We start from the raw sequence: 6,380 nt of genomic DNA, 5'->3' as shown, positions 1-6,380 counted from the left end.
CGCCCGCGCACGGGCACGACGGCGTGGCGACGTGCCGCTTCCCGCTGACCAACACCGGCCGCACCGCGCCGCCGAACGGCCAGCACCCGGAGCCCGTCGACCAATATCTCGACGGTGACGTGTACCGCGTGACGGCGAAGGCGGAGAACGGCTGGTCCGTCTCCGTGCCCAACGCGCTGGCCACGGCCAGGTTCGGTGGCAGGGTCGACGTTCCAGTGCACGCCCAGCGCACCGGCGGGCCGGTCACGTCGCAGGTGACCCTCACGGCCACCTCCGAGAGCAACCCGGCCAAGACCGCGACCGCCACCTGCACGGTGACCGGCCGCTAACGGATCGGGAGGCGCACCTAGACAGACTCGTCCAGGTGCGCCTCCCACACCGCGTGGGCTTCCTGGTGCGCCGCGGTGCCGACGAAGAACGCCTCGGCCACCGCGTTGAACGCCGGGTCTTCGCAGTCCGCGTTCATGAACTTGGGCCGGTGCACCGCGAACCGCGCGGGTCCTCAGCAGGCCGGTAGGGCACGGCCACCTGCATCGTCTGCCGGTACGGGCCGTACTGGACGGCCTCGACCACCAACGCGTCGGTCTTGCCCTGGTCCAGGTGGATGTAGCCGTCGGCCACGAGCACGGCGCCGACCCAGCTGGGATCGCCGTCGGCCAGCGCGTCCTGCCCGGCGCGGGCGCCTTCCGCGTAGTCGTCGAACATCAACCGATCCATGCCGTACTCACCGTCGGCGTGCTCGTACCCGAGCAACGGGATCAGCGTCTCTCCCTCTGACACGCACCAGATTCCGTGGGCGGCGAAGAACCCGGCCAGGCGGGCTGTCTCGATCATGGCCTACACCATGCCAAACAGGTGTGGCTCAAGTGTCCGGAATGGAGTTTTCAACGAGATCGCGCGGACCTGCGCCGCTGCTGTCGTTGCTGAGGAACGGGTCCGGACGTGAGCATCACGAAACCCGCCAGCAGCAGAATCCCGCCGCACGCCACCCACGTCAGCGTCCTGACCGTGGAAACCGGTGCGGGCACACCGATCGCGAGCAGCAGCAACGGCATGCCGAGCGCGTAACAGATCCCGGCCGCGAACGTCCTGCCCGACCCGTTGACGAGCAGTGGAACCGCGGCGACCCCGGCCAGCACCGCGAACACGAGCCACGCGTACGTCAGCCCCGTGTGCAGCGCGACCGTGATGTCCAATCCGTCCTTCGCGCGGATCGCGAGCTCCATCTCGGCCTCGTGGTTGAACCCCACGGCGGCTCGTGTGCCTGCGGTGACAGCTGTGACCAGCAACGACGCACCCAGGATCGTGCGACCGCGTCGTACTGGATCGACTCGCTTCCTGGTGTCCACGCACCCAGTGTGTTGGCAGTCGCGGGCAAGGCTCTGCCGCACACGCCGAGGTGCACTCAGTAGTGGTACGGAATGCGAGCCATCGGCTCGACCAGCTCACGCTCCTCATAGGACAGGTGCGACAGCAACGTGTCCGTGAGCAGGTCGACCGCCTCCTGCACCTCGACGATCCTGTGCGGCTCCGCGACCGTGGCGACCAGTGCGGCGTCGAGCCGTTCGAGCACCTCGTGGATGACCTGGTGCTCCTCGGTCAGCCGGTCGAGCACCGGCCCGAGGCGTGCGTCCCCGCTGCGCAGCTGCGGATAGAGGCTCCTGTCCTCGTGCGTGTGGTGAAGGGTGACGAGCCGGCAGTAGCTCTCGCAGTACGCACCCATCGTCCAATTGTTCTGGCGCATGGTCATCGTGTTGATCTCGGATCGTGCCTCGCCCACGCCGATCGTGCCGCTCACGACCTGCTTCACCACCGAGCGAATCTTCGTCAGCTCGCTGCGCAGGTGGTTGTGCACGTCGATCAGCTGCCGGCCCAGCGCTTTGCCGGACGGGGTGTAGACGGTGTCTCTTTCGGGTGCCGGGCCGGTCGGTCGCTTCGACTCGTCCCACGGACGTTCGTCGGAGAGCCGTTTGCCGTCGTCAGGCGTGGGGGTCACGCCCAGTGCTTTTGGGCCCGCGGCACGCTCGCTCTCCACGAGTTCGCGCACGGCAGGTGCGATCTCTTCTGCGAACGTGCGCAGCTCGTCGTCGGTGTTGACCATTAGAACGAACCCGCTGATGCCCTCGTTGAGTGCCAGCTCGGCGAGTTGTTCGGCGGTGAAGCCTGGCTCGATGTTGTAGAGCCTGCGGATGTCCTTCGGCGACCGGCCTGCCTCTTCGGCCGCCTGGTCGATGATCGCGTTCATTGATGCGAGCTGGCCAGGCGGCGCGTACGGGCTCGACGGCAGCCACCCGTCGGCACTGCGGCCGGTGAGCTGGAGCATCCGCTTCTTGTAGGCGCCGAGCCAGATGCCGACGTCGTGCGCCGGAAACGGTCCGGGGCGCGCACCGTTGAGCGAGTAGTGCTTGCCGTGCAGGCGAATCCCGCGACCGGGCGTCCACAGTGCCCTGATCACCGCAATGGCCTCTTCCAGTGCCTCGACCGACTCGGCCGGCGTGCGATGCGGTCCGTCCATGGCCGCGATGGCGTCCCAGAACGAGCCGGCGCCCAGCCCCAGCTCAACCCGCCCACCGGTGATGACGTCAAGGCTCGCCGCCGCGCGCGCAAGAACCGCAGGTGGCCTGAGAGGCAAGTTCGCGACGTTGGGAAACACACGAACGTTGGTGGTGCTCGCGGCGATGACCGACAACGACGTCCAGGTGTCGAGGAACGTCGCGTTGTAGGGGTGGTCCTGGATGCTCACGAGCTCGAGTCCGAGCACGTCAGCGGCCTGCGCGAGCCGCAGCGTCTCGCCGAACTGCTCGGCGGCCGGCGGCAGGAAGACGCCGAACTCGAGCGGGTGACCGTAATCTGTCATGCCGAAAGTATGCCACGCAGATGTTCTGTTTCACAGACGTTCTGCCCGGGCTATCATTGGCCGGGTGACCGCCCTCGACGAAGACTTCGGCTGGACCCTCGGCGTGGTCTTCCGCGCCTACGTCAAGGCGACGAACGCGGCGGTCGGCGACCTCCCCGGCGGCCACCGCGGCTACCAGATCCTCACCGCCGCCATCCGTGAGCAGCCGGAGAGCCAGTCCGCGCTCTGCCAGCAACTCGGCATCGACCGCACGGTCATGACCTACCTGCTCGACGACCTCGAACGTGCCTCGTTGGTCGTGCGGAAGCCGGCGCCCACCGACCGCCGCACCCGCCTCGTCGTGGCGACCGAGGTAGGGCACGAGCGCCTTCTGGAGCTGGACCGGCGCCTCGCTCTGGCTGAAGCGCACGTGCTGTCCGGGCTGTCGAAGGGCGACAGGGAGACGTTCAAGAAGCTGCTCTGCCGCCTGGCAGGGCACGTCAACGAGCTGGACCCGGTGCCGAGCGCCTGCCAGGCGGTGCAGGACATCGCCGCCAGCGCGCCCTAGCCGAGCACCGCGCGGATCAGGCGCCGGCGACCTGCCAGCCGGCGAACGCGCTCCCGGCGCCGGGCGTGGTCTGCTTGCGCTCGTAGAGCTTCGCGTCTCCGCCGACGATCAGCACCCGGACGTTGCCCGCAGCGTCGCGCACGGCCGCAGGGCCGACCTCCGCATACCCGCCGAGTTCTTCCCACGGCGCGAAGGTGTTGCCGCTGGTCTGCCGCGCCACGCTGATGCCGTAGTTGTCGTTGCGCGCGAACGCCAGCACGCGCGGGGAAGCCCCGCCGGACGTCACCGCCGAGACCGGCCCGACACCGCCCTGGCCGCCGATGTGCGCGAGTGGCCCGAACGTGCCGTTGCTCGTGCCTTCGGCGACAGTGCCGACGGCGCCGTCAGTGTGCTCGCGGACGAGCGCGCGCACCTTGCCACCGTCCATTGCGACACCGGGCGCGTGCGTGCACTCCACGGACCCGATCGCCTTGAACGTGGTCGACCCGCCGGGGTTCTGCTGCCAGTGGTCGACGTGGCCGTTGGCATCGGCGAACAAGTGCAGCCGGCCCGTCGTCGAGGTGAACCCGACGGGCGGCGACACGATCACGCTCGTGTTGCCGGACAAGGCTTCCCACCCGCTGAACGACCCGTCGCTGTTCTGCCACGCGTTGCTCACGCCGTTGCTCTTGTTGATCGCGAACAGCTCAAGACCGCCGTCGCCGTTGAGCACGAGGCCCGGCGTGCCGTACGCGGGCGTGGCGCCGTCCGGATTGCCGACGTCGACCCAGTTGCCGAAACCACCGCCCGCAGCGGACTGGCCGACGGTGAGGATCGAGCCGCTCTCCAGGTCCAGCACAGCGATCTGCACGCGACCGGACCCGTTGAGCGCCACGGCGACACCCGGCGCGAACGTGCCGGACCGCAGGTTTTCCGGACCGACCCAGGCGCCGTTCACGGCCTGGTGCCACCACATGATCGAGTCACCCGCGGCGACGAACGCGTGCAACGTGCCCGTGCCGTCGACGATCGCCCACGGCGCGACGACCGGCCAGCGCTGGTAGTTGCGGAACACGTGCTCGTCGAAGGCGGGCCCCGTGATCGGGTCCTTCTCGGCGTAGGCCTGGTAGGCCGCTGACTTCGGGCCGAGCAACGCGGGCGGCACGTTGACGGGTGACGCGGCGATGTTGTAGCAGCGGTACCGGGTGAACAGCACGAACCCGCGTCCGGTCGGGCCCTCGTAAGCCTTGACGGCCTTGGTCGCGAACTTGGTCGCGTGGATGTGGTCGTTGTGCTCGTTGGGTTCGTTCGGGAAGTCGTAGGACGGGTGCGGGTCCTGGATGCGGATCACCGTCGGCTGGTACTCGTCGAGCAACGCGAGCAGCACGTTGTTCACGTCCGCCTGGTTGTACCACTGGGCGACCTGGACCGGCCCGCCCGTCGGGATGATCGTCGGCGCGGCGAAGTTCGGGTCGTTCCAGAGCTTCTCGAGCGCCTTGTTGTGGTTCAGATCCCTGTCGCCGCCGTCGGGCAGGCTGAGGTAGACCAGTTGGACGTTCGGCGCGCCCACGAGCGTGTCGACCTCGAGGATCATGGTCGCGACTTCCAAGGTGCCGCGGTCCCAGTTGTTCGGCTGGCCCGCGAGCGTCGCGTAGGCGGCGCGCTGGCCCTCCCGCACGCTCGCGGCGAGCTCCTCGCGGGTCATCGGCGGTGTCGTGGATCCTTCGTTCTGGTCGGCGGTCAGGACGATCGTCCTGACCGGGAGGCCGGAAACGATGGACGGCTGGATGTCCGGGTTGAGGAACAACAGGTCGTCGTCGGTGTGCGCGACGATGTTGACGAAGCTTCCCCCGGTGGGCAGGGCACGGGCCGCTGCTCCTGCGGCGAAGGCGATGCCCGAGTTGGCGAACGCCGTCGCGGCGGCAGCGGTGGCACCCGCCGCCAGCACTGTCCGTCTGCTGATGGTGGTCATGCGAATCCCCCAGATTCTGTTGTCTTGCAGCGAACCACAGGACGTGCTGCTCAGGGAGAGGTTGTGCACGGGTTCAGACCACCGAGTGACCGCCTACGAGGCGAGAAGGTCGAACGAGAAGCCCGCCACGACGAGCAGGACGCCGACCACCCGCAACGACCACCCGCAACGACCACCCGCAACGACCACCCGCAACGACCGCCTCACCACGGAAACGAGATGGCGGGCGCGTCCCGTCGCGATCGGTCGCGCAGACGCTGGCCCCACGCCTGGATCCGGCCGGGACCGATGATGGCGGCGAGGCCACCGGTGAACTGGGCGAGCTTGGCGACCTACGCCGAACGGTCACACAACGTCCTCCACCACAACTTCAGTCACTGACCGGCGTCCAGCGCGGCCAGCGCGTTGCGGATGCCCTGCTCCAGGAGGTCGTCGGCGAGCTGCCGGTCCGTCAGGGCGCGGGACAGTTGCAGGGTCCCGACCATCAGGGCGTAGACGCCGAGGATCGTGGTGCGCGCCGACTGCGGATCGTGTGGCGCAAGCCGGGCGGCCATGTCGTCGACGAACGCGAGCACGCTGTCGGTGTAGGCCTGCTTGGTGGGATCCGCGCACCTGGTGATCTCGTCGAGCAGTGCGGCGGACGGGCAGCCCTCCTCAGGGCTGTCGCGGTGCTCGCGGGAGAGGTACGTGCGGACGATCTGCTCGAGTCCGTCGCGGCCGGGAGCGACGGCCGCGAGCTGTTCGCCTTGTTCGCGCAGCTGGTGGGAGACCGCGGTGGCGATCAGGTCCTCTTTTGACTCGAAGTGGGCGTAGAAGGCGCCGTTGGTCAGCCCTGCGTCCGCCATGAGCGTCGCGACCCCGGAGCCGTCGATGCCGCTGCGCTTGAACCGGCGGCCCGCCGTTTCGATGATCCGCTGTCTCGTCGCCAGCTTGTGCTCTTTGCCGTATCGCGCCATGTGCTCCTCCGCCGTAGGTCCTTCATGTTAGTACGGTCATAATCTAAATGTCTCGGACCCCTTGCCTCT

6 protein-coding genes and 1 pseudogene are annotated in these 6,380 nt (G+C 68.4%); 2 read left to right on the top strand and 5 right to left on the bottom strand.

The annotated features are described in order from the left end of the window. Nucleotides 1-329, top strand: a pseudogene (locus FXN61_RS27205) (M6 family metalloprotease domain-containing protein); the annotation flags it as partial. 133 nt (nucleotides 330-462) lie between these two features. On the opposite strand, the gene FXN61_RS27200 reads toward FXN61_RS27205, so the two are convergent. From FXN61_RS27200 to FXN61_RS27190, 3 genes are read right to left on the bottom strand one after another with little or no spacing between them, the layout of a single operon-like run. Next, complete coding sequence (locus tag FXN61_RS27200) at nucleotides 463-834, bottom strand: hypothetical protein (RefSeq protein ID WP_167976861.1); 372 nt, start codon at nucleotides 832-834, stop codon at nucleotides 463-465. Nucleotides 835-884: 50 nt separating this feature from the next. Beyond that, nucleotides 885-1,349: a hypothetical protein gene (locus FXN61_RS27195; protein ID WP_167976860.1), complete on the bottom strand. Its 465-nt coding sequence runs from the start codon at nucleotides 1,347-1,349 to the stop codon at nucleotides 885-887. 56 nt (nucleotides 1,350-1,405) lie between these two features. Next, a complete protein-coding gene (locus tag FXN61_RS27190) occupies nucleotides 1,406-2,857 on the bottom strand; it encodes an LLM class flavin-dependent oxidoreductase (RefSeq protein WP_167976859.1) in 1,452 nt (483 codons plus the stop codon). A 64-nt stretch (nucleotides 2,858-2,921) separates the two neighbouring features. On the opposite strand from FXN61_RS27190, the gene FXN61_RS27185 reads away from it, so the two are divergent. Then, entirely contained in the window at nucleotides 2,922-3,404 is a 483-nt protein-coding gene (locus tag FXN61_RS27185; protein WP_312878024.1) for a MarR family winged helix-turn-helix transcriptional regulator, read from the top strand. A gap of 16 nt (nucleotides 3,405-3,420) precedes the next feature. Here the strand turns inward: FXN61_RS27185 and FXN61_RS27180 are convergent, their stop codons facing one another. Continuing rightward, entirely contained in the window at nucleotides 3,421-5,355 is a 1,935-nt protein-coding gene (locus FXN61_RS27180; protein WP_167976857.1) for a DUF8189 domain-containing protein, read from the bottom strand. Nucleotides 5,356-5,729: 374 nt separating this feature from the next. Further along, a complete protein-coding gene (locus tag FXN61_RS27175) occupies nucleotides 5,730-6,311 on the bottom strand; it encodes a TetR/AcrR family transcriptional regulator (protein WP_167976856.1) in 582 nt (193 codons plus the stop codon). Nucleotides 6,312-6,380: the final 69 nt, after the last annotated feature.

Source organism: Lentzea indica (assembly GCF_012184385.1).
Taxonomy (GTDB): Bacteria; Actinomycetota; Actinomycetes; order Mycobacteriales; family Pseudonocardiaceae; genus Lentzea; species Lentzea indica.
The sequence above is the reverse complement of the archived record's forward strand: the minus strand, read 5'-3'. Positions and strand labels throughout refer to the sequence as shown.

Excerpts from the sequence above, each read along its gene's own strand:
- FXN61_RS27200 (WP_167976861.1), bottom strand. The coding sequence starts at position 834 with ATGATCGAGACAGCCCGCCTGGCCGGGTTCTTCGCCGCCCACGGAATC.
- FXN61_RS27190 (WP_167976859.1), bottom strand. The coding sequence starts at position 2,857 with ATGACAGATTACGGTCACCCGCTCGAGTTCGGCGTCTTCCTGCCGCCG.
- FXN61_RS27180 (WP_167976857.1), bottom strand. The coding sequence starts at position 5,355 with ATGACCACCATCAGCAGACGGACAGTGCTGGCGGCGGGTGCCACCGCT.
- FXN61_RS27175 (WP_167976856.1), bottom strand. The coding sequence starts at position 6,311 with ATGGCGCGATACGGCAAAGAGCACAAGCTGGCGACGAGACAGCGGATC.